Source organism: Pseudomonas sp. PLB05 (assembly GCF_021106615.1).
In the GTDB taxonomy this organism is placed as follows: domain Bacteria; phylum Pseudomonadota; class Gammaproteobacteria; order Pseudomonadales; family Pseudomonadaceae; genus Chryseomonas; species Chryseomonas benzopyrenica.
In genome coordinates, this window is sequence record NZ_JAJOHO010000003.1 from 311,984 (window position 1) to 332,510 (window position 20,527).

Annotated in this window: 21 protein-coding genes; 15 read left to right on the plus strand and 6 right to left on the minus strand. The window is 64.4% G+C overall.

The window, feature by feature from the left end:
• Window positions 1-108: 108 nt before the first annotated feature.
• Complete coding sequence (locus tag LRS53_RS14195) at window positions 109-1,059, minus strand: flagellar protein MotY (protein ID WP_231356349.1); 951 nt, start codon at window positions 1,057-1,059, stop codon at window positions 109-111.
• Between the two features lie 141 nt (window positions 1,060-1,200).
• On the opposite strand from LRS53_RS14195, the gene pyrC reads away from it, so the two are divergent.
• The 4 genes from pyrC to bfr all read left to right on the plus strand — a co-directional run bounded on the left by pyrC (window position 1,201) and on the right by bfr (window position 3,922).
• The gene (gene pyrC, locus LRS53_RS14200) at window positions 1,201-2,244 is read left to right on the plus strand and encodes a dihydroorotase (RefSeq protein WP_231356350.1); all 1,044 of its coding nucleotides are present in this window, start codon (window positions 1,201-1,203) and stop codon (window positions 2,242-2,244) included.
• A 2-nt stretch (window positions 2,245-2,246) separates the two neighbouring features.
• Complete coding sequence (rnt, locus tag LRS53_RS14205; RefSeq protein WP_442968528.1) at window positions 2,247-2,918, plus strand: ribonuclease T; 672 nt, start codon at window positions 2,247-2,249, stop codon at window positions 2,916-2,918.
• A gap of 118 nt (window positions 2,919-3,036) precedes the next feature.
• Window positions 3,037-3,252: a bacterioferritin-associated ferredoxin gene (locus tag LRS53_RS14210; protein WP_231356352.1), complete on the plus strand. Its 216-nt coding sequence runs from the start codon at window positions 3,037-3,039 to the stop codon at window positions 3,250-3,252.
• A gap of 193 nt (window positions 3,253-3,445) precedes the next feature.
• Window positions 3,446-3,922 (plus strand): bacterioferritin, encoded by a 477-nt coding sequence (bfr, locus tag LRS53_RS14215; RefSeq protein WP_017640309.1) that lies wholly within the window; start codon window positions 3,446-3,448, stop codon window positions 3,920-3,922.
• 60 nt (window positions 3,923-3,982) lie between these two features.
• Here the strand turns inward: bfr and grxD are convergent, their stop codons facing one another.
• Complete coding sequence (gene grxD / locus LRS53_RS14220; protein WP_017640308.1) at window positions 3,983-4,309, minus strand: Grx4 family monothiol glutaredoxin; 327 nt, start codon at window positions 4,307-4,309, stop codon at window positions 3,983-3,985.
• A 243-nt stretch (window positions 4,310-4,552) separates the two neighbouring features.
• Here grxD and LRS53_RS14225 point away from each other — a divergent pair, with 243 nt between their 5' ends.
• Both LRS53_RS14225 and argF read left to right on the plus strand, forming a co-directional pair.
• Window positions 4,553-4,957: a DUF3597 domain-containing protein gene (locus tag LRS53_RS14225; RefSeq protein WP_231356353.1), complete on the plus strand. Its 405-nt coding sequence runs from the start codon at window positions 4,553-4,555 to the stop codon at window positions 4,955-4,957.
• A gap of 193 nt (window positions 4,958-5,150) precedes the next feature.
• A complete protein-coding gene (gene argF / locus LRS53_RS14230; protein WP_231356354.1) occupies window positions 5,151-6,068 on the plus strand; it encodes an ornithine carbamoyltransferase in 918 nt (305 codons plus the stop codon).
• 45 nt (window positions 6,069-6,113) lie between these two features.
• On the opposite strand, the gene LRS53_RS14235 is transcribed toward argF, so the two are convergent.
• Entirely contained in the window at window positions 6,114-6,896 is a 783-nt protein-coding gene (locus LRS53_RS14235; protein WP_231356355.1) for a PhzF family phenazine biosynthesis protein, read from the minus strand.
• A 295-nt stretch (window positions 6,897-7,191) separates the two neighbouring features.
• Here LRS53_RS14235 and LRS53_RS14240 point away from each other — a divergent pair, with 295 nt between their 5' ends.
• The 5 genes from LRS53_RS14240 to metR all read left to right on the plus strand — a co-directional run bounded on the left by LRS53_RS14240 (window position 7,192) and on the right by metR (window position 13,291).
• A complete protein-coding gene (locus LRS53_RS14240) occupies window positions 7,192-8,064 on the plus strand; it encodes an MIP/aquaporin family protein (RefSeq protein ID WP_017640304.1) in 873 nt (290 codons plus the stop codon).
• Window positions 8,065-8,094: 30 nt separating this feature from the next.
• Window positions 8,095-9,603: a glycerol kinase GlpK gene (glpK, locus tag LRS53_RS14245; RefSeq protein WP_017640303.1), complete on the plus strand. Its 1,509-nt coding sequence runs from the start codon at window positions 8,095-8,097 to the stop codon at window positions 9,601-9,603.
• Window positions 9,604-9,774: 171 nt separating this feature from the next.
• On the plus strand, window positions 9,775-10,539 hold the full coding sequence (locus LRS53_RS14250) for a DeoR/GlpR family DNA-binding transcription regulator (protein WP_007162742.1): 765 nt from the start codon (window positions 9,775-9,777) through the stop codon (window positions 10,537-10,539).
• Between the two features lie 156 nt (window positions 10,540-10,695).
• Window positions 10,696-12,225 carry a glycerol-3-phosphate dehydrogenase gene (gene glpD, locus LRS53_RS14255; protein ID WP_231356356.1) on the plus strand — a complete coding sequence of 510 codons (1,530 nt, stop codon included), beginning with the start codon at window positions 10,696-10,698 and terminating at the stop codon, window positions 12,223-12,225.
• A gap of 148 nt (window positions 12,226-12,373) precedes the next feature.
• Window positions 12,374-13,291, plus strand: a complete 918-nt coding sequence (metR, locus tag LRS53_RS14260; protein WP_064307222.1) for a transcriptional regulator MetR — start codon at window positions 12,374-12,376, stop codon at window positions 13,289-13,291.
• A gap of 22 nt (window positions 13,292-13,313) precedes the next feature.
• Here metR and LRS53_RS14265 read toward each other — a convergent pair whose 3' ends face one another.
• Complete coding sequence (locus tag LRS53_RS14265) at window positions 13,314-13,574, minus strand: type B 50S ribosomal protein L31 (RefSeq protein WP_059314409.1); 261 nt, start codon at window positions 13,572-13,574, stop codon at window positions 13,314-13,316.
• Window positions 13,575-13,967: 393 nt separating this feature from the next.
• Between LRS53_RS14265 and LRS53_RS14270 the strand changes: the two genes are divergently transcribed.
• Genes LRS53_RS14270 through LRS53_RS14285 form a run of 4 tightly spaced genes read left to right on the plus strand, consistent with a single transcriptional unit; the run spans window position 13,968 to window position 18,962 of the window.
• Window positions 13,968-15,740, plus strand: a complete 1,773-nt coding sequence (locus LRS53_RS14270; RefSeq protein WP_231356357.1) for an N-acetylglutaminylglutamine amidotransferase — start codon at window positions 13,968-13,970, stop codon at window positions 15,738-15,740.
• Between the two features lie 13 nt (window positions 15,741-15,753).
• Window positions 15,754-17,493, plus strand: coding sequence for an N-acetylglutaminylglutamine synthetase (gene ngg / locus LRS53_RS14275; protein ID WP_231356358.1), 1,740 nt, complete (start codon window positions 15,754-15,756; stop codon window positions 17,491-17,493).
• Window positions 17,490-18,677, plus strand: coding sequence for an osmoprotectant NAGGN system M42 family peptidase (locus LRS53_RS14280; protein WP_017640298.1), 1,188 nt, complete (start codon window positions 17,490-17,492; stop codon window positions 18,675-18,677). Before ngg ends, LRS53_RS14280 begins: the two co-directional genes overlap by 4 nt.
• Before the next feature lie 54 nt (window positions 18,678-18,731).
• Entirely contained in the window at window positions 18,732-18,962 is a 231-nt protein-coding gene (locus LRS53_RS14285) for a YheU family protein (RefSeq protein ID WP_007162735.1), read from the plus strand.
• 15 nt (window positions 18,963-18,977) lie between these two features.
• Here the strand turns inward: LRS53_RS14285 and LRS53_RS14290 are convergent, their stop codons facing one another.
• Complete coding sequence (locus LRS53_RS14290) at window positions 18,978-19,307, minus strand: YnfA family protein (RefSeq protein WP_007162734.1); 330 nt, start codon at window positions 19,305-19,307, stop codon at window positions 18,978-18,980.
• Entirely contained in the window at window positions 19,301-20,443 is a 1,143-nt protein-coding gene (locus LRS53_RS14295; RefSeq protein ID WP_231356359.1) for a GNAT family N-acetyltransferase, read from the minus strand. Before LRS53_RS14295 ends, LRS53_RS14290 begins: the two co-directional genes overlap by 7 nt.
• Between the last annotated feature and the right edge of the window lie 84 nt (window positions 20,444-20,527).

Genomic DNA, 20,527 nt, shown 5'->3' on the forward strand with positions numbered 1-20,527 from the left:
CTCCCGTGTGTTGCGTTGAGTCGGAAAGCGACAAGTCTACTGGTCGCCTCGCCGCTTTTACAGGGGCGCGACGCACTCTGATGTCTGGGCGACATCCGGTCAGATGGATCAGCCCTTGGGTTTGGCGGGCGGTGACGGGGTAGGCACCGGCGGTTCGGCCGGATTGGCGGCGGTGTTGGTGGTTGGCGCGGCCGCTGGTTCGCTGCTTGCCGGCGCCCGCGAGAACACCAGGGTCACCCGGCGATTGAGCGCGCGATTGGCCTTGCTGGTGTTGGGTGCCACGGGATACTGCTCGCCAAAGAAGCGCAGCTCGATCTGCTCGGCGGCGAAACCCTTGCTCTTGAGGTACTCCATCACGGCGATGGCGCGCAGGCGGGATTCCTGGCGATTGTCCAACCGGGTGCCCTGGTTGTCGCTGTAGCCGGAGACGATGACGTGATTGACCGTCGGATCGGCCTTCAGGTATTCGTCGATGAGATCGAGCTTGGCCTTGGCGAGGTCGTCCAGGGTATCGCCGCCGCCTGGGAAGCCGACCTGGGAATGACGGATCTGCTCGAAGTTGACCGCCAGCAGCTTCTGGGTACAGGCCTGGAATTGCTGGTAGGCCGGCTCGAAGCGCACCGGCAGCAGCCGGACCTCGACCCGGTCGTCCAGGGCACCTGCCCTGCTCACCTGGGGCATACGCCCTTCCATCAGCCCCGCCAACAGGCGCTGCGCCTGCTGTGCGCTGGTGGCCAGCGCCTGTTCGCCCTCCACCACCTTGACCGAGCCGAGGCTGATGTCGCCGAGCCCCGGCTTCCAGGGCACTGCGGCCGCCTTGAGGTGGGCACTGCCCGCCGGCAGCCACTGGCCATTGGGCCGCAGCTCGAACACCGTGGCTTCGCCCGCGCGGCGCAGGAAGCCACCACTGCCGAAGCGCGGGATGGGCTGCAGCAGGCGACAGGCGAAGATGTCGCCCTCCACTTTCCATTCCACGCTCTCGAGCCGGCTCTGGAAGGTCATCCCCCAGGCCGGCACGGCGAGCAGCAGACAGGAAAGGAAGAGGTAGCGCGGGCGCACGTCGGGCTCCGGAAAGAAAAAGTACCTGGGCTTCTTATCGGTCGAGGGCGCGGAAAACTTGAGCGTGGTCCCGCCGCACGGGTGCCGGCTACCCCCTTTTCCGGTAGCATTTCCCCACTTTCCCGCAGCCTGGAATCCCGCATGACCGACCGGATCACCCTTGCCCGTCCCGATGACTGGCACATTCACCTGCGCGACGGCGCCGCCCTGCCGCAGACCGTCGCCGACGCCGCCCGGGAATTCGGTCGCGCCATCGTCATGCCCAACCTGGTGCCACCGGTGCGCAACGCCGAACAGGCCGCTGCCTACCGCGAGCGTATCCTGGCCGCACGCCCGGGCGGCAGTCGCTTCGAGCCGCTGATGGTGCTCTACCTTACCGACCGCACCAGCCCGGACGACGTACGTAGCGCCAAGGCCAGCGGCTTCGTGCACGCCGCCAAGCTCTATCCGGCCGGTGCCACCACCAACTCCGACTCCGGGGTCACCTCGTTGGACAACCTCTTCCCCACCCTGGAAGCCATGGCCGAGATCGGCCTGCCGCTGCTGGTGCATGGCGAAGTCACCCACGCCGAGGTGGATGTCTTCGACCGCGAGAAGCGATTCATCGACGAGCACCTGGTGCGTATCGTCCAGCGCTTCCCGACGCTGAAGGTGGTGTTCGAGCACATCACCACCGGTGATGCCGCTGCCTTCGTACGCGAGGCCCCGGCCAACGTCGGTGCCACCATCACGGTCCACCACCTGCTGTACAACCGCAACCACATGCTGGTGGGCGGGATCCGGCCGCACTTCTATTGCCTGCCGATCCTCAAGCGCAACACCCACCAGAGCGCCCTGCTGGACGCCGCCACCAGCGGCAATCCCAAGTTCTTCCTCGGTACCGACTCGGCGCCCCATGCCCGTCAAGCCAAGGAAGCGGCCTGCGGCTGCGCCGGCTGCTACACCGCCTATGGCGCCCTGGAGCTCTATGCCGAGGCCTTCGAGAGCCGCAACGCCCTCGACCGCTTGGAAGGCTTCGCCAGCCATTTCGGTGCCGACTTCTACGGCCTGCCGCGCAATACCGAGACCGTCACCCTGGTGCGCGAGGACTGGCAGGCGCCGGCCTCCCTGCCGTTCGGCGACCATGAGGTGATTCCGCTGCGCGCGGGCGAAACGCTGCGCTGGCGGCTGGAGGTGGGCGCATGAGCATGGACGAGACCTTCAGCGACGAACTGGATGCCAGCCAGCCGATGTCCGACTCGCGCATCCCCATGGCGCGCCGCTTTCGCGGCTATCTGCCGGTGGTGGTGGACGTCGAGACCGGTGGCTTCAACGCCGCCACCGATGCCCTGCTGGAAATCGCCGCCACCACCGTGGCCATGGACGAGGAAGGCGTGCTCTATCCGGATCACACCTACTTCTTCCGCGTCGAACCCTTCGTCGGCGCCAATATCGAACCGGCGGCGCTGGAATTCACCGGCATCAAGCTCGACCATCCGCTGCGCATGGCGGTAGGCGAAGAGCAGGCCCTGAGCGAGATCTTCAAGGGCGTGCGCAAGTCGCTCAAGGCCAGTGGCTGCAAGAGAGCCATCCTGGTCGGCCACAACAGCAGCTTCGACCTGGGCTTTCTCAATGCCGCGGTCTTGCGTTGTGGCCTGAAGCGCAATCCCTTCCACCCCTTCTCCAGCTTCGATACCGCTACCCTCGCCGGCCTGGCCTATGGTCAGACGGTATTGACCAAGGCCTGCCAGGCGGCCGGTATCGAATTCGATAATCGCGAAGCCCACTCGGCCCGTTACGACACCGAGAAGACCGCCGAGCTGTTCTGCGGCATCGTCAATCGCTGGCGGGAGATGGGCGGCTGGGTCGACCTGGACTGATCGGACAACCGCCTGTCGCCCAAAGGGCCTTTGATGAGATTTTGCCGCCTACAACTTTGACAATCATTCTCATTGTCATTAGCTTTGGCGGCACCTCCACTCATACAGCAGGCGATCCATGTACGTGTGTCTTTGCCGTGGCGTGACCGACAAGCATATTCGCGAAGCCATCTATGAAGGCTGCTGCAGTTATCGGGAAGTCCGGGAAAGCACGGGTTGCGCCACCCAGTGCGGCAAATGCGCCTGCCTCGCCAAGCAGGTGGTCAAGGAAACACTTGGTGAGCTGCATGGTGCCCAACAGCTCGCCTACGCCCTGGACGTCCCGCACGCCTGAGCGACATCCCCTGCAAAAAAATCCGGACCTTGCGTCCGGCTTTTTTATTGTCTAATCAAACGCTTACGGAAAGGATGGAAAAGCTTTCGATTACCGTTCGATTTTCGTCGATTTTTCAACAACTTAAGCTTTTGACAAAGGGCCCTTCCACGCTCAGACTGCCGGCAATCCCACCCGATTTGCAGGTCCGGCCATGAAAGGCGATATCACCGTCATCCAGCACTTGAACAAGATCCTCGGCAACGAACTGGTGGCCATCAACCAGTATTTCCTGCACTCGCGGATGTACAACGACTGGGGTATCCGCAAGCTGGGCCATCACGAGTACAAGGAATCCATCGACGAGATGAAGCACGCCGATCGCCTGATCGAGCGCATCCTGTTCCTGGAAGGCCTGCCCAATCTGCAGGACCTGGGCAAGCTGATGATCGGCGAGAACACCCAGGAAATGATCCAGTGCGACCTGCGCCTGGAAATCAGCGCCGTGGCTGACCTGCGTGAAGCCATCACCTATTGCGAAAGCGTGCGAGACTACGTGAGCCGCGACATGCTCAAGAGCATCCTCGAGTCCGAGGAAGAGCACATCGATTGGCTGGAAACCCAGCTGAGTCTGATCGCCAGCGTCGGGATCGAGAACTACATCCAGTCGCAGATGCACGACGACGATTGATCGGGCAAACGCCCATAAAAAAAGCCCGCACGCTGCGGGCTTTTTTTATGGGCCAAAGACTCAGGCGTCCTTGGTTTCCACGGCTTGCTTGATCAGGGTCTGCAGCTCGCCCTTCTCGTACAGCTCGGCCAGGATGTCGCTGCCGCCGACCAGCTCGCCGCCAACCCACAGCTGGGGAAAGGTCGGCCAGTTGGCGTACTTGGGCAGATTGGCGCGGATTTCCGGATTCTGCAGGATGTCGACATAGGCGAATTTTTCACCACAGGCCATCAGCACCTGAGCGGCACGGGAAGAGAAGCCGCACTGAGGCGCGTTCGGCGAACCCTTCATGTAGAGCAGCACGGGATTGTTGGCAATCTGGTCTTTGATGGTATCGATGATTTCCACGATGCACCTCGCTAATACGGTGGGACGATTGTAACGGAAAGGCCGGTGGAACGCCGGGATTTCCGCGACGTCCAGCCCGAAACAGGCGCGGCTCGACCTGGCAATCGACCACGTCTGTCGAGGCCCGTTCGCTCCGCCCGCAGCGATTTGGCAGACCAACTGGCAAACTTTGGCGGCGAGGCTGTGGTCAGGTTAAGGGTAGGCGCCACTCGGTGCGCCTGATCCAAGACCCAGGAGAACTCCATGAGCCTGTTCAGCAAGATCCTCTCGAAGCTCGGCATTGGTGAAGCCCACGCGGATACCCCCGCCGCAGCGCCCACCACTGGCACGACCGATACCGCCGCACCTGCCGGCAACCCGGCCGCGACCGGCAGCGCCACTTCCATGAGCCAGGTGGACGTCGCCGCCAAGCTCGACGGCCTGGCCGCCCAGAAAGGCGAACAGCTCAACTGGAAGACCTCCATCGTCGACCTGCTCAAGCTGCTCGACCTGGACAGCAGCCTGACCGCGCGCCAGGAACTGGCCAAGGAGCTGAACTGCCCCGCCGACAAGCTGAACGACTCCGCCCAGATGAACATGTGGCTGCACAAGGCCGTTCTGCAGAAGCTGGCCGACAACGGCGGCAACGTTCCCACCGACCTGCTGTAACCCCCACCTATCCGCTACCCTGTCCCAGGCTAGCCGCCCTAAATTGAGGGCCTAGCCTGCGATGGTGGTAAAATGCGACATGAACTTATACCATTTCGCCTTTGGTCTTTCCGCCGTTTGAAACGGCATGCTCTCAGGTTCGCCGCGTCCTCCAGGGACGGCCGTTACCGGGACGGGACGCTAGGGTAACGAAATGACGGTTCGCCACTTTCTCTCTTTCATGGATTGTTCCTCCGCGGAACTCCGGCAACTCATCGCACGGGGCATCGAGCTCAAGGCCCTGCGTAACCGGGGTGTGCTGCACGAGCCCCTGCGCAATCGCGTCCTGGGCATGATCTTCGAGAAAGCCTCGACCCGCACCCGCCTCTCCTTCGAGGCCGGCATGATCCAGCTCGGCGGCCAGGCGATCTTCCTCTCCTCCCGGGATACCCAGCTCGGCCGCGGCGAACCCGTTCCGGACAGCGCCCGCGTCATGTCGAGCATGCTCGACGGTGTGATGATCCGCACCTACGCCCACGAGATGCTGACCACCTTCGCCGCCCATTCCCAGGTGCCGGTGATCAATGGTCTGTCGGATGACCTGCACCCCTGCCAGCTGCTGGCCGACATGCAGACCTTCTTCGAACACCGGGGCGATATCCGTGGCAAGACCGTGGCCTGGATCGGCGACGGCAACAACATGTGCAACAGCTACATCGAGGCGGCCGAGCAGCTCGATTTCACCCTTCGCATCGCCTGTCCGGAAGGCTACGAGCCCAACCCACGCTTTCTCGAACGGGCCGGCGACCGCGTGCAGCTGACCCGGGATCCGCGCGAGGCCGTGGCCCAGGCGCACCTGGTCAGCACCGATGTCTGGACCTCCATGGGCCAGGAAGAAGAAACCCGTCTGCGTCTTGCAGCCTTCAAGCCCTACCAGGTCACCGCCGAGCTGCTCGATGGCGCCGCGCCCGAGGTGCTGTTCATGCACTGCCTACCGGCTCACCGCGGTGAGGAAATCAGCCATACCCTGCTGGACGATCCGCGCGCCGTGGTCTGGGACGAAGCCGAAAATCGCCTCCACGCCCAGAAGGCGCTGCTCGAGTTCCTCATCAAGCCGCCGCTGCACGTCTGATCCTGGCGCAGGCCTCGGTTGCGCCAGGCAGCCGAGGCCTTTGGCTCACAGCAACAGCTGCCCGCGCATGACCGTCACCGCCCGCCCGGCGATACTGACCCGATCGCCTTCCAACCGACACCTGAGTTGCCCACCGCGAGCGGAGAGTTGCTGGGCGGTGAGCATCCGCTTGGCCAGTCGCCGCGACCAGTAGGGAATCAGGCTGCAATGCGCCGAGCCGGTGACGGGATCCTCGTCCACACCCACTGCCGGGGCGAAGAAGCGCGAGACGAAGTCGACCTCCTGTCCCCGTGCGGTCACGATGACGCCCTGCCAGGGCAGCCGGGCGATGGCAGCCAGATCCGGCTTGCAGTCGCGCACCGCCTGTTCCGACTCCAGCAGCACCAGCAGCTTGTCCGCCGCCAGGGCATCCACCGGCGAGACCTGCAGGGCTCGCTCTAGCTCGGGCGTCACCCCCAGCTCCGTGGGCACCAACGACGGAAAATCCAGCGCCAGCAGGCCATCGCCCTCGCGAAACACCCGCAGCACGCCCGACTGGCAGATGAACTCCAGTCGATCTCCAGGCTCTCCATAGGCTTCAAACAGCACATGGGCGGCTGCCAGGGTGGCATGACCGCATAATGGCACCTCGGTCCGCGGGGTGAACCAGCGAATCCGCCAGGTCTCGCCCTCGCGCACCACGAAGGCGGTTTCCGAAAGATTGTGCTCGGCGGCGATTCGCTGCAGCAGCTCGTCGGCCGGCCAGCTATCCAGGCGGTAGACGGCAGCAGGATTGCCGCGAAAGGCCTGATCGGTGAAGGCATCGACCTGATGAAATTCTAGGGACATGCACGCTACCTGAGCAGAAGGAGAGAAACAGCAAGCGTCAACGTCGCGCGGGCACCCGGCCTCTGATGATCCCTGTAGCGACGGCTACAGCCTAAGACCGGCCGATGGACAGGTTGTCTTCACAAGTCCTATGACCAAAATAGCAGGCGGCGTCGCATCGGCAATGAATTGTCGAACGTCGTCACTGTTTTTGCGCTCAGGAGCTTTGACAGTTTTCATATTTGAAATTAGATTTTCGGTTGCGAACAAATGGCCCACTGGCCACCTATAAATACAACAACCACGAGGCTCCCCCATGAGTACTCTTCTCGCTCCAACACTACGCGGTCAATGCATCGCCGAATTCCTCGGCACAGCCCTGCTCATCTTCTTCGGTACCGGCTGCGTGGCGGCCGCGAAGGTCGGCGGCGCTACCCTCGGCCTGTGGGAGATCAGTATCATCTGGGGCGTCGGCGTGAGCATGGCGGTCTACCTGTCCGCCGGTGTCTCCGGCGCGCATCTCAGCCCGGCCGTCACCATCGCCCTCTGGCTGTTCGGTGGCTTCGAAAGACGCAAGGTTCCGGCCTACATCCTGGCCCAGGTCGCCGGTGCCTTCTGTGGCGCGGCGCTGGTCTACGGCCTCTACAGCAGCCTGTTTTTCGATTATGAACAGGCCCACAACATGGTCCGCGGCAGCCAGGCGAGCCTGGAACTGGCCGGCGTCTTCTCCACCTATCCCCATCCTTCCCTGTCGATCGGTCAGGCCTTCCTGGTCGAAGCCGTCATCACCGCCATCCTGCTGGCCATGATCATGGCCCTCACCGACGACGGCAACGGCCTGCCCCGTGGCCCGCTCGCCCCCCTGCTGATCGGCCTCCTGATCGCCGTGATCGGTGGTTCCATGGGTCCGCTGACCGGCTTCGCCATGAACCCGGCCCGGGATTTCGGACCCAAGCTGATGGCCTTCTTCGCCGGCTGGGGTGAAATCGCCTTTACCGGTGGCCGCGACATCCCCTACTTCCTGGTGCCGATCTTCGGCCCCATCGTCGGTGCCTGCCTGGGCGCCGCCGGTTACAAGGCGCTGATCTGCCGTCACCTGCCCGGCCTGGCTTCCGGTGCCTGCGACGTCCCGGCCAAGGCCGAGGACAGCGCCCGCACCGAAGTGAACTCCGCTTCCAAAGCGTCCTGATCGCCGCGAATCACAATAAGGAATACGACCATGACCGACCAGAACAAGCAGTACATCGTCGCGCTCGACCAGGGCACCACCAGCTCCCGCGCCATCGTACTGGACCGCAATGCCAACGTGGTGACCATCGCCCAGCGCGAATTCGCGCAGATCTATCCCCAGGCCGGCTGGGTCGAGCATGACCCCATGGAGATCTGGGCCACCCAGAGCGCGGTGTTCGTCGAGGCCCTGGCCCAGGCCAGCATCAGCACCGAGCAGATCGCCGCCATCGGCATCACCAACCAGCGTGAAACCGCCATCGTCTGGGACAAGCTCACCGGTCGTCCCATCTACAACGCCATCGTCTGGCAGAGCCGCCAGAGCACCGCGATCTGCGACCAGCTCAAGCGCGACGGCATGGAAGACCATATCCGCAAGACCACCGGCCTGGTGATCGATCCCTATTTCTCCGGCACCAAGATCAAGTGGATCCTCGATCACGTCGAAGGCAGCCGTGAACGCGCCCGCCGCGGCGAGCTGCTGTTCGGCACCGTGGACACCTGGCTGATCTGGAAGATGACCCAGGGCCAGGCCCACGTCACCGACTACACCAACGCCTCCCGCACCCTGCTGTTTGATATCCACAAGCGTGAGTGGGATGCCACCATGCTCGAGGTGCTCGACATCCCGCGCGAGATGCTGCCGGAAGTGAAGTCCTCCTCCGAGGTCTATGGCCAGGCGCACCTGGGCAGCGGCCAGACCACCGGCATCCCCATCGCCGGTATCGCCGGCGACCAGCAGGCGGCGCTGTTCGGCCAGATGTGCGTGGAGCCCGGTCAGGCCAAGAACACCTATGGCACCGGTTGCTTCCTGCTGATGAACACCGGCGAGAAGGCGGTGCAGTCCCAGCACGGCCTGCTGACCACCATCGCCTGCGGTCCTCGCGGCGAGGTCAACTACGCCCTGGAAGGCGCCATCTTCAACGGCGGCTCCACCGTCCAGTGGCTGCGTGACGAGCTCAAGGTGATCAACGATTCCCTGGACTCCGAGTACTTCGCCACCAAGGTGACCGACAGCAACGGCGTCTACCTGGTCCCGGCCTTCACCGGTCTGGGCGCGCCCTACTGGGATCCCTATGCCCGCGGCGCGCTGTTCGGCCTGACCCGGGGCGTGAAGGTGGACCACATCATCCGCGCCACCCTGGAATCCATTGCCTTCCAGACCCGCGACGTGCTGGACGCCATGCAGCAGGACGCCGGCGAAGCCTTGAAGTCCCTGCGCGTGGACGGCGGCGCCACCGCCAACAACTTCCTTATGCAGTTCCAGTCGGACGTGCTCGGCACCCGGGTCGAGCGACCGGAAATGAAGGAGACCACGGCCCTGGGCGCGGCCTACCTCGCGGGTCTCGCCACCGGCTTCTGGAGCAGCCTGGACGAGTTGCGCAGCAAGAGCACCATCGAACGGGTCTTCGAACCGGCTTGCGATCCGAGCAAGAGAGACACCCTGTACAAGGGTTGGAAGAAGGCCGTCGAGCGTACCCGCGGCTGGGCGCTGGACTGAGTCGAATCCGACCGGGAGGCGGCCGGTACTTGCCGGGCCGCTTCCCGCAAGGCTCCCCCACGAGGCCGGCGTCTTCCGACGCCGGTCTTGCTTTGCGCGACAAGCGCTTTCCACCTTGAAAGAGCTACGGCATCCTCTGTGAATTTACTCGATCACCTCAAGGAAGCCGTAATGAGCCTGGCGCCTCGCCAACAGCAGATTCTCGAACTGGTCCGTGAGCGCGGCTACGTCAGCATCGAAGAGCTGGCCCAGCATTTCTCCGTCACCCCCCAGACGATCCGCCGCGACATCAACCAGCTCGCCGAAGCCGGGCTGCTGCGGCGCTACCACGGGGGTGCCGCCCACGACTCCAGCGTGGAAAACACCGAATACAGCATGAGGGCCGGACAGATGCGCGAGGAAAAGCGCCTGATCGCCGAAGCCGTGGCCGCTGCCGTGCCCGACCATGCCTCGCTGTTCATCAACATCGGCACCACCACCGAGGCCATCGCCCATGCCCTGCTTGGGCATCGCAGCCTCAAGGTCATCACCAACAACCTGCACGTGGCCAACATCCTCAGCGCCAAGGACGACTTCGACGTGCTGATCGCCAGCGGCAAGGTACGCAGCGACGGCGGCGTAGTGGGCCAGGCCACCGCCGACTTCATCAAGCAGTTCAAGGTCGACTACGCCCTGGTGGGCATCAGCGGTATCGACGAAGACGGCACCCTGCTGGATTTTGACTACCAGGAGGTCTGCGTCTCCCAGGCCATCATCCACAATGCCCGCCAGGTGTTTCTCGCCGCCGACTCCAGCAAGTTCGGCCGCAACGCCATGATCCGCCTGGGCAGCCTGGAGCAGATCGATCAGTTGTTCACCGAACAGGAGCCCTCTCCGGCCTTCGCGCGCTGCCTGCGCGAATGGCAGGTCAAGGTCGAGGTAGCGCGCCCGCGCTGACCTCCAGGGGCGACGACCATTCGTCGCCTCCCCCCTCTCCATATTCGTTTTTTTTCGTTTTAGCGGTCCTAAGACACAGACCTGGCTAGAACCTGAGTTTTTGCTGGGCTATTATGTTCGAAACCGAATAATTATGTTCGTTTCACAGGAGGCACCATGGCCCAGGCACCCGCTGCAACTCCCCGGACCTACGATCTCGCCGTCATCGGCGGTGGCATCAATGGCGTCGGCATCGCCGCCGATGCCGCCGGTCGTGGCCTGTCGGTGTTCCTCTGTGAACGTGACGATCTGGCGAGCCACACCTCCTCTGCCAGCAGCAAGCTGATCCACGGCGGCCTGCGCTACCTGGAACACCATGAGTTCCGGCTAGTGCGCGAGGCGCTAGCCGAGCGCGAGGTCCTGCTGGCGAAGGCGCCCCACATCGTCAAACCTATGCGCTTCGTCCTGCCCCATCGCCCGCACCTGCGTCCGGCCTGGATGATCCGTGCCGGTCTCTTCCTTTATGACCACCTCGGCAAGCGCGAAAAGCTGCCGGGTTCGCGCGGCCTGAAATTCGATGCCCAGGGGCCGCTCAAGGCCGAGATCAAGCGTGGCTTCGAGTATTCCGATTGCTGGGTGGACGATGCCCGCCTGGTGGTGCTAAACGCCATGCAGGCGCGGGACAAGGGTGCTGACATCGTGACCCGCACCCGTTGCGTCAGCGCCCGCCGCGTCGAGGGTTACTGGGAGGTTGAGGTCGAAGGTCCTCAGGGTCGCCAGCAGATCCGTGCCAAGGGCCTGGTCAATGCCGCCGGCCCCTGGGTCGCCAGCTTCATCCGTCAAGACCTGCAGCAGAAGTCGCCCTATGGCATCCGCCTGATCCAGGGCAGCCATGTCATCGTGCCCAAGCTGTACGAAGGCGAGCAGGCCTACATCATGCAGAACGAGGACCGCCGCATTGTCTTCGCCATTCCCTACCTGGGCCAATACACCATGGTCGGCACCACGGATCGCGAATACCAGGGCGACCCGGCCAGGGTGACCATCACCGATCAGGAAATCGACTATGTGCTGGGCGTGGCCAATACCCACTTCCGCAAGCAACTCAGCCGCGACGACGTCCTGCACACCTTCTCTGGCGTTCGTCCGCTGTGCGACGACGAGTCAGATAATCCTTCCGCCATCACCCGCGACTACACCCTGTCGCTGGCCGAAGAACAGGGCGCCCCGCTGCTGTCGGTGTTCGGTGGCAAGCTGACCACCTACCGCAAGCTGGCCGAGTCGGCGATGGCGCAGCTGCAGCCCTTCTTCCCCCGGCTGGGCAACAGCTGGACAGCCTCGGCGCCGCTGCCCGGTGGCGAGAACATGACCACGCCCCAGGCCTTGACCCGCGAACTGCTGGACAAGGTCAGCGGCCTGACGCCGGCCCTGGCGCAGCGCTGGGCCACCACCTATGGCAGTCGGGTCTGGACCCTGCTGGGTGATTCGCGCTCGGTGGAGGAACTAGGTGCGGTAATCGGCGCTGACCTCCACGTGCGTGAAGTGGAATACCTGCAGCGCCACGAGTGGGTCACCCGTGCCGATGACGTGCTCTGGCGGCGGACCAAGCTGGGCCTGGTATTCACCGATGCGGAGCGGGCCGCTCTGGAAAACGTCCTGGCGCATTCCGAACCCGTCCGGAGCGCCAAGGACAGCAACGCGGCCTGACGCCTGCTGTTCCTGAGCGGGCAAGCCGCTCAGGAACAGTGGTGTTCACCCTTGTAATAGACACTGAAACAACGCGCCAGGCGCGTTGGAGCATAGGCAGCACCATGAAAAGTCTTCATGATGCACCTTTACCTCCAGCGCCGACGCCATGTTCGAACTTCGCCACCTGAAAACCCTGCATGCACTCCGCGAATCCTCCAGTCTGGTGGAGGCTGCAGAACGCTTGCATCTGACCCAGTCCGCCCTCTCCCATCAGTTCAAGGAACTGGAAGAGCGCCTGGGGACCCCGCTATTCATTCGCAAGACCAAACCCATCCGCTTCACCAGCGCCGGCTTGCGCCTGCTGCAGACCGCGGACGCGGTGTTGCCGCATCTGCGTAGTGCCGAACGAGATCTGGCGCGCCTGGTGGGTGGGACGGCGGGCCGGCTGCACATGGCCATCGAGTGCCACAGCTGCTTCCAATGGCTGATGCCGACCATCGACCAGTTTCGCGATTCCTGGCCGGAAGTAGAGTTGGACCTGGCCTCCGGATTCTCCTTCGCGCCCTTGCCCGCGCTAGCGCGGGGCGATCTGGACCTGGTGGTGACCGCCGATCCAGTGGACCTCTCGGGGGTCACCTATGTGCCGCTGTTCACCTACGAAGCCCTGCTGGCGGTGGCCAACCAGCATCCCCTGGCACAGCGGCCCTATATCGTGCCCGAGGACCTCGCCCAGGAGACCCAGATCACCTATCCGGTGGAGCGTGATCGACTAGATATCTTCACCCGCTTTCTCGATCCGGCCGATGTCGAACCGCTCTCGATTCGCACGGCGGAGATGACGGTGATGATGCTGCAACTGGTGGCGTCAGGCCGTGGCGTCTGCTGCCTGCCCAACTGGGCGATCCACGAGTACAGCTCGCGCGGCTACGTGACGGCGCGCCGGCTGGGGGAGAAAGGCCTCTATGCGACGCTCCATGCGGCGATTCGCGAAGACATGCTGGAAGCGCCCTTCATGCAGGATTTCCTGCTGACCGCCAAGGACACCTCCTTCGCCACCCTCGAAGGGGTCAGCAGCGCGCGCTGAGCCGGCGCGCTGCCCGTGGCGCTTACTTGCTGTTGCCACCCGGGAAGCCGGCGAACTTCTTGTTGAAGCTCGAGACGCGGCCTTCGACCTTCATCTGACGTTGCTCGCCGGTGTAGATCGGGTGGGAGGCGCTGGACACGTCGAGGCTGATATAGGGATAGGTCTGACCTTCGTATTCCTGGGTGCGGTCGCTCTCGGCGGTGGAGCGAATCAGGAAATAGGTGTCCGACGTGGTGTCGTGGAACAGCACAGGACGGTAGTTGGGATGGATACCGGGTCTCATGAAGGTTCTCCTGATCTGGAGCACCGATGACAGGATGTCTTCGGCACACTAAAGATACATTATAACATATTGAGGCCGATCTGGCAGCCCCTCCTGTGACGGTGGCGGCAGCCACGGCCATTCGCATGGAACCATCCGCCGTGCCCGGGGCTCGTAACCTGAGGCCCTGACCGGCGGCACCCCACCCTCTCTGAGACCTGCTGTCGGTCGATGCGTGCGTTCAGACCTGGAGCGCCAGACAGACGACCTGTCCGCCCCACGCCTCCCGCACGCACAGCGCCCCTGCATTGGCTTCTCAAGGATCGCGAGAAGTCCACACGCATTGGATGCGCACGCCGGGTTCGGGATTGAACTCACCGCGCCGCATCCCAAGGATTCAAGAGGCACAGAACCATGTGCGGCATCGCCGGAGAGCTTCGTTTCGATCAACAACCTGCAGCCATCAGCGCGGTGGAGCGCATCACCCACCGCCTCGAACAGCGCGGACCGGATGCCTGGGGCTTCCATAGCCAGGGGCCGGTCGCCCTGGGCCACCGGCGGTTGAAGATCATGGATCTGGCGGAAGCCTCGGGCCAACCCATGATCGAGCCGGAACTGGGGTTGTCGATGGTGTTCAACGGCGCCATCTACAACTACCCGGAACTGCGCAGCGAGCTGGAAGCCAAGGGTTACCGCTTTTATTCCGGGGGTGACACCGAGATCCTGCTCAAGGCCTATCACGCCTGGGGCAAGGACATGCTGCCCAAGCTCAATGGCATGTTCGCCTTCGCCATCTGGGAGCGTGACAGCGGCCGCCTGTTCATCGCCCGGGATCGCTTGGGGATCAAGCCGCTGTATCTGTCGTTCACCGACAAACGCCTGAGATTCGCCTCCAGCCTGCCCGCCCTGTTGGAAGCCGGTGACATCGACACCCGCATCGATCCGGTCGCGCTCAACCACTACCTGAACTTCCACGCCGTGGTGCCGGCACCGCGCACCATCCTGCAGGGCGTACAGAAGCTGCCGCCAGCCACCTGGATGACCGTGGATGCGTCTGGCCAGCAGCATCAGGAGACTTGGTGGAATCTGGACTACGGTCCCCGTGAAGACGAGCGCCGTTACACCCTGGATGACTGGGCCGAGCGCGTCCTACATGGTCTCAAGGACGCCGTGGCGATCCGCCAGCGCGCGGCGCGCGAGGTCGGTGTGCTGCTCTCCGGCGGGGTGGACTCCAGCCTGCTGGTGGGCCTGCTGCACGATTCGGGGGTCAAGGACCTGCTGACCTTCTCCATCGGCTTCGAGGATGCCGGCGGCGAGCGCGGCGACGAATTCCAGTATTCCGATCTGATCGCCAATCACTATGGCACTCGCCACCACCAGTTGCGCATTGCCGAAGACGAGATCATCCAGCAGCTGCCGCGCGCCTTCTCGGCCATGAGCGAGCCGATGGTGAGCCACGACTGCATCGCCTTCTATCTGCTGTCGCGCGAGGTCTCCAAGCACTGCAAGGTAGTACAGAGCGGCCAGGGCGCGGACGAACTCTTCGCCGGCTACCACTGGTATCCCCAGGTGCATGGCGCCGCCGATCCCTTCGCCGCCTATCGCGCCGCCTTCTTCGACCGCGACTATGCCCAGTACGCCGCCACGGTGCAGGCGGGCATGCGCCTAGAGGAAGACGCCGCCGAGGCCTTCGTCCGTCAGCACTTCGCCAAGCCGGGCGCCAGCGCCGGGGTCGACAAGGCCCTGCGCCTGGACAGCACCGTGATGCTGGTAGACGACCCGGTCAAGCGGGTCGACAACATGACCATGGCCTGGGGCCTGGAAGCCCGGGTGCCCTTCCTCGACTATCGCCTGGCTGAACTCTCGGCGCGCATTCCCGCTGAATTCAAGCTGGGCGACGGCGGTAAGCAGGTGCTCAAGGCCGCCGCGCGCAAGGTCATTCCCCAGGAGGTGATCGACCGGCCCAAGGGCTATTTCCCGGTGCCGGGCCTCAAACACCTGGAAGGCAACACCCTCAGCTGGGTACGCGAGCTACTGCTGGATCCCAGCCAGGATCGCGGTCTGTTCGACACCGCCGAGATCGATCGCCTGCTGACCAATCCGGCCGACCGCATCACGCCCCTGCGTGGCTCCAAGCTCTGGCAACTCGCCGCGCTCAACCTCTGGCTGAGCGAACACGGACTGTGAGGGTGCACGACGCATGAAAGCGACCAGCTACAACCAGCGCCTCCAGCGGGCCCAGACGCCCTCCTACGAACGGCTGCAGGCGCGCCTGGCGGAAGGCGACCATCCGACCTCCCAGCCGCTCTGCCTGCATTGCGGCTGGGGACGGCTGCTCGTCGGCCATACCTATCCCGACCCCGCCAGCCTGGCCAAGGAGCTGCTCACCGAAACGCCTGGCGAGCGCGACATTGCGCTCTACGTGGCCGCGCCGCATCAGGTGCTGGCCCAGGCACCCCAGCAGCTGTTCCTCGACCCTAGCGATACCCTGCGGATCTGGTTCAGCGACTATCGTCCGGCCCGCCGGATCTATCGCGGCTTTCGGATCCGCCGCGCCTGCTCCGCGCAGGACTGGAGCGAGATCAACCGGCTCTATCAGCAGCGGCACATGCTGCCCGTCGATACCGAGCGGCTGACGCCCCGGCACAAGGGCGGCCCGGTCTACTGGCTGGCGGAAGACGACGACAGCGGCGCCATCATCGGCTCGGTGATGGGTCTCAATCACGTCAAGGCCTTCCAGGATCCCGATGGCGGCTCCTCGCTGTGGTGCCTGGCGGTATCGCCCGAGTGCAGCCGACCCGGCGTCGGCGAGGCGCTGGTTCGCCACCTGATCGAGCACTATGCCAGTCGCGGCCTGGCCTATCTGGACCTGTCGGTGCTGCATGACAACCTGCAGGCCAAGCGCCTCTACGACAAGCTGGGTTTCCGACCGCTGCAGACCTTCGCCATCAAGTGCAAGAACGGCATCAACCAGACCCTGTTCCTTGGTCCTGGGCCAGCGGCCGAGCTGAACCCCTATGCGCGGATCATCGTCGACGAAGCCCTGCGGCGTGGCATCGAGGTCCAGGTGGACGATGCCGAGGGCGGCCTTTTCACCCTGATCCAGGGCAACCGCCGCATCCGCTGCCGCGAATCCCTCACCGACCTCACCTCTGCCGTGACCATCACCCTCTGCGCCGACAAGGTGCTGACCAGCCGTACCCTGGCGCGGGCCGGGCTGAAGGTCCCGGAGCAGCAACTGGCGGGCAGCGACGAAGACAACGCAGCCTTCCTGGAGAAGCATGGCGCCTTGGTGGTCAAGCCGGTCAATGGCGAACAGGGCAAGGGCGTGGCCGTGGATATCCGCGACGCCGAACACCTCGCCACCGCCATCCAGGCGGCGCAGCGTCATGACGACCGCGTGCTGCTGGAAAGCTTTCACCAGGGCCTCGATCTGCGGATAGTGGTCATTGGACACGAGGTGGTGGCCGCCGCCATTCGCCGGCCGGCGGAAATCGTCGGCGACGGTCAGCACAGCGTCCGGGACCTGATCGAAGCCCAGAGTCGGCGTCGCCAGGCCGCCACCGGCGGCGAGTCGCGCATCCCGGTGGATGAGGAAACCGAACGCGCCATCCGCGGTGCCGGCTACGAGTGGGACAGCGTGCTTCCCACCGGCACCCACCTGGCCGTGCGCAAGACCGCCAACCTGCACACCGGCGGCATCCTGGAAGACGTCACCGACAGCCTCCATCCGGTGCTGGCCGACGCTGCCATCCAGGCGGCTCGGGCACTGGACATCCCCGTCACCGGCATGGACCTGCTGGTCCCAGCTGCCGACTCGCCCGACTACGTCATCATCGAAGCCAATGAGCGGCCGGGCCTGGCCAATCACGAGCCCCGCCCCACCGCCGAACGCTTCATCGACCTGCTGTTCCCGCTCTCCCGGGAGGTTCCGCTATGAATCGCTTGCCCGAGCCCGATCTGGATTACCTGCGCAAGGTCCTGCTGGACATGCTGGCCATCCCCAGCCCCACGGGCTTCACCGACACCATCGTCATGTACGTCGCCGAACGGCTCAACGAACTCGACATCCCCTTCGAACTGACCCGCCGTGGCACCATCCGCGCCACCATCAAGGGCCACAAGGAGAGTCCCGACCGGGCCGTCTCCGCGCACCTGGACACCATTGGCGCCATCGTCCGCGAGATCAAGGACAATGGTCGCCTGGGCCTCGCGGCGGTCGGCCACTGGTCGAGTCGCTTCGCCGAAGGCAGCCGGGTCAGCCTGTTCACCGATGACGGCACCCTGAGAGGCAGTGTGCTGCCGCTGCTGGCCTCGGGTCACGCCTTCAACACCGAGATCGACAAGATGCCGGTGACCTGGGACCACATCGAATTGCGCCTGGACGCCGTGACCAAGAGTCGCCACGAGACCGAGCAACTGGGCGTGCAGGTCGGCGACTTCGTCGCCTTCGATCCGCTGCCAGAATTCACCGACAGCGGCTACATCAGCTCGCGTCACCTGGATGACAAGGCGGGCGTCGCCGCCCTGCTCACCGCGCTGAAGATGCTCAAGGAAACCGGCCAGACGCCGCCGATCGACTGCCATCCGCTGTTCACCATCACCGAGGAAGTCGGTTCCGGCGCCGCCGGTGCCCTGCCCTGGGACGTCAGCGAATTCGTCGGCATCGACATCGCCCCGGTCGCGCCCGGCCAGCGCTCCGACGAGCACCGCGTCAGCGTCGCCATGCAGGATTCCGCCGGCCCCTACGACTATCACCTGTCACGCCACCTGCTGCGCCTGGCGCAACGCAACGACATCCCGGTGCGCCGCGACCTGTTCCGCTACTACTACAGCGACGCCCACTCGGCGATCAGTTCCGGCCAAGACGTGCGGGTCGCCCTGCTGGCCTTCGGTTGCGATGCCACCCATGGCTACGAGCGCACCCATATCGTCAGCCTGGCGGCGCTCAGCCAGCTGCTGACCGGCTACATGCTCAGCCCGCCGGTGTTCGACAGCGATGCGCAACCGGCCGACAGCTCGCTGGACCGCTTCGGTCACCAGTTGCTGCCGGAAGACACCCAGATGGACAACCAGACGCACCTGCCGCCGCTGGAGGAGGTCGTTGGCGACGGCAGCAAATAGCGTTCGAACCAAGCGCCTGGGGTATCCTGGGCGCCTTTTTCCAGGCACCTCTCCATGATCATCCCCCACGACCAGCTCGCTGCCGCCACTCTCGACAACCTGCTGGAAGACTTCGTCACCCGCGACGGCACCGACAACGGTGACGAGACGCCCCTGGCGACCCGTACCCAGCGCGCGCGCCGTGCCCTGGAAACCGGCGAAGCCGTCATCCTCTTCGATCCGGACAGTGCCCTGTGCCAACTGGTGCTGCGCCGCGACGTACCGCCCGAGTTGCTCGACGACTAGCGCGTCTCGCGCCTGTCAGGCACTGCCGCGCGGCGCCAGCAAGATCACCAGCGCCCCGGCCACGCACAGCAGACCGCCCGCCAGATCCGTCCAAGTCGGCCGGGTGCGCTCGACCAGCGCCAGCCAGCCCAGCGACGCCACCACATAGATGCCGCCATAGGCGGCGTAGGCGCGCCCGGCGTAGGCCGCCTCGATACGGGTCAGCAACAGGGCGAAGAGCACCAGGCTGGCAAGCCCGGGCGCTATCCACCAGGGACTGCGATCCAGCCGGAGCCAGAGCCAAAAGGCATAGCAGCCGGCGATCTCGAATAGCGCCGCCAGCAGGAACCAGAGATAGTTCAGCATGGTGCCGCGCCGTCTTCCTGGCGATAGGGCAAGGCCTCGGCGGCCCGGCGCGCATAGGCCTGGACCCCCTCTCGCTCCTGGTCGAGAAATTCCGCCACAGCGGCTCTCAGACCCGGATGCACCAGATAGTGCCAGGAATGGGTCAGGGTGGGCTCGAAGCCCCGAATCAGCTTGTGCTCACCCTGAGCGCCGGCATCGAAGCGCTGCAGCCCTTCGGCGATGGCGTACTCGATACCCTGGTAGAAACAGGTCTCGAAGTGCAGCTGGTCGAATTCCTGCAGGCAGCCCCAGTAACGGCCATAAAGGGTGTCACCGTCCTTGAGATAGAAGGCCATGGCCACCGGCCGACTGCCCTGGCGCACCAGCACCACCCGAATCGCCTCGGGCAGCCGCTCGGCCAGCAGGCTGAAGAAGGCGCGGGTCAGGTAGGGATCCTGCCCACGCACCTCATAGGTATTGGCATAGCAGGCATAGACGAAGTCCCACTCGGCTTCGCTCAACTCATCGCCCTTACGCCACTCGAAACTCACCCCCAGGCCGGCGACCTGGTCGCGCTCCTTGCGCAGCTGCTTGCGCTTGCGCGAGGTCAGAGCGGCGAGGAAATCGCCATAGTCGCGATAGCCGCGGTTATGCCAGTGGAACTGGCAGCCAAGCCGAGCCAGCCAGCCATCGCGATCCTGGAGCAGGGCATTGGCCTTGGGATCGGTGAAGTTGACGTGCAGGCTGGAGAGCTCCAGACCGGCCAGGCTGCCCGTGGTGGCGTCTAGCAGGGTCGCGCAGGCGGCTGGCTCGCCCAGCAGACGCGCCCCCTGCACCGGCGAGAAGGGCACGGCGGCCAGCAGCTTGGGATAGTAGTCGATCCCGGCGCGCCGGCAGGCATCGGCCCAGGCCCAGTCGAAGACGTATTCGCCATAGGAGTGCGCCTTGAGATAGGCCGGCATCGCGGCCCGCAGTCGACCCTGTTCATCCTTGAGGATCTGGTGCGCGGGCTGCCAGCCGGTCCCCTGCCCCAGGCTGCCGCTGTCTTCAAGGGTGGCGAGGAATTCATGCCGCAGAAAGGGCTGGTCGTCCACCAGCAAACCGTTCCACTGCTCGGCAGACACCTGGGCCAGGCTGTAGAGATACTCGACGATCATCCCACTCCCCTTGCTTGGACTCGGCGTACAGGTCTAACACAATTCAATGCCCTGACGGGCACCTGGGAAAGACCCTGGTGAATG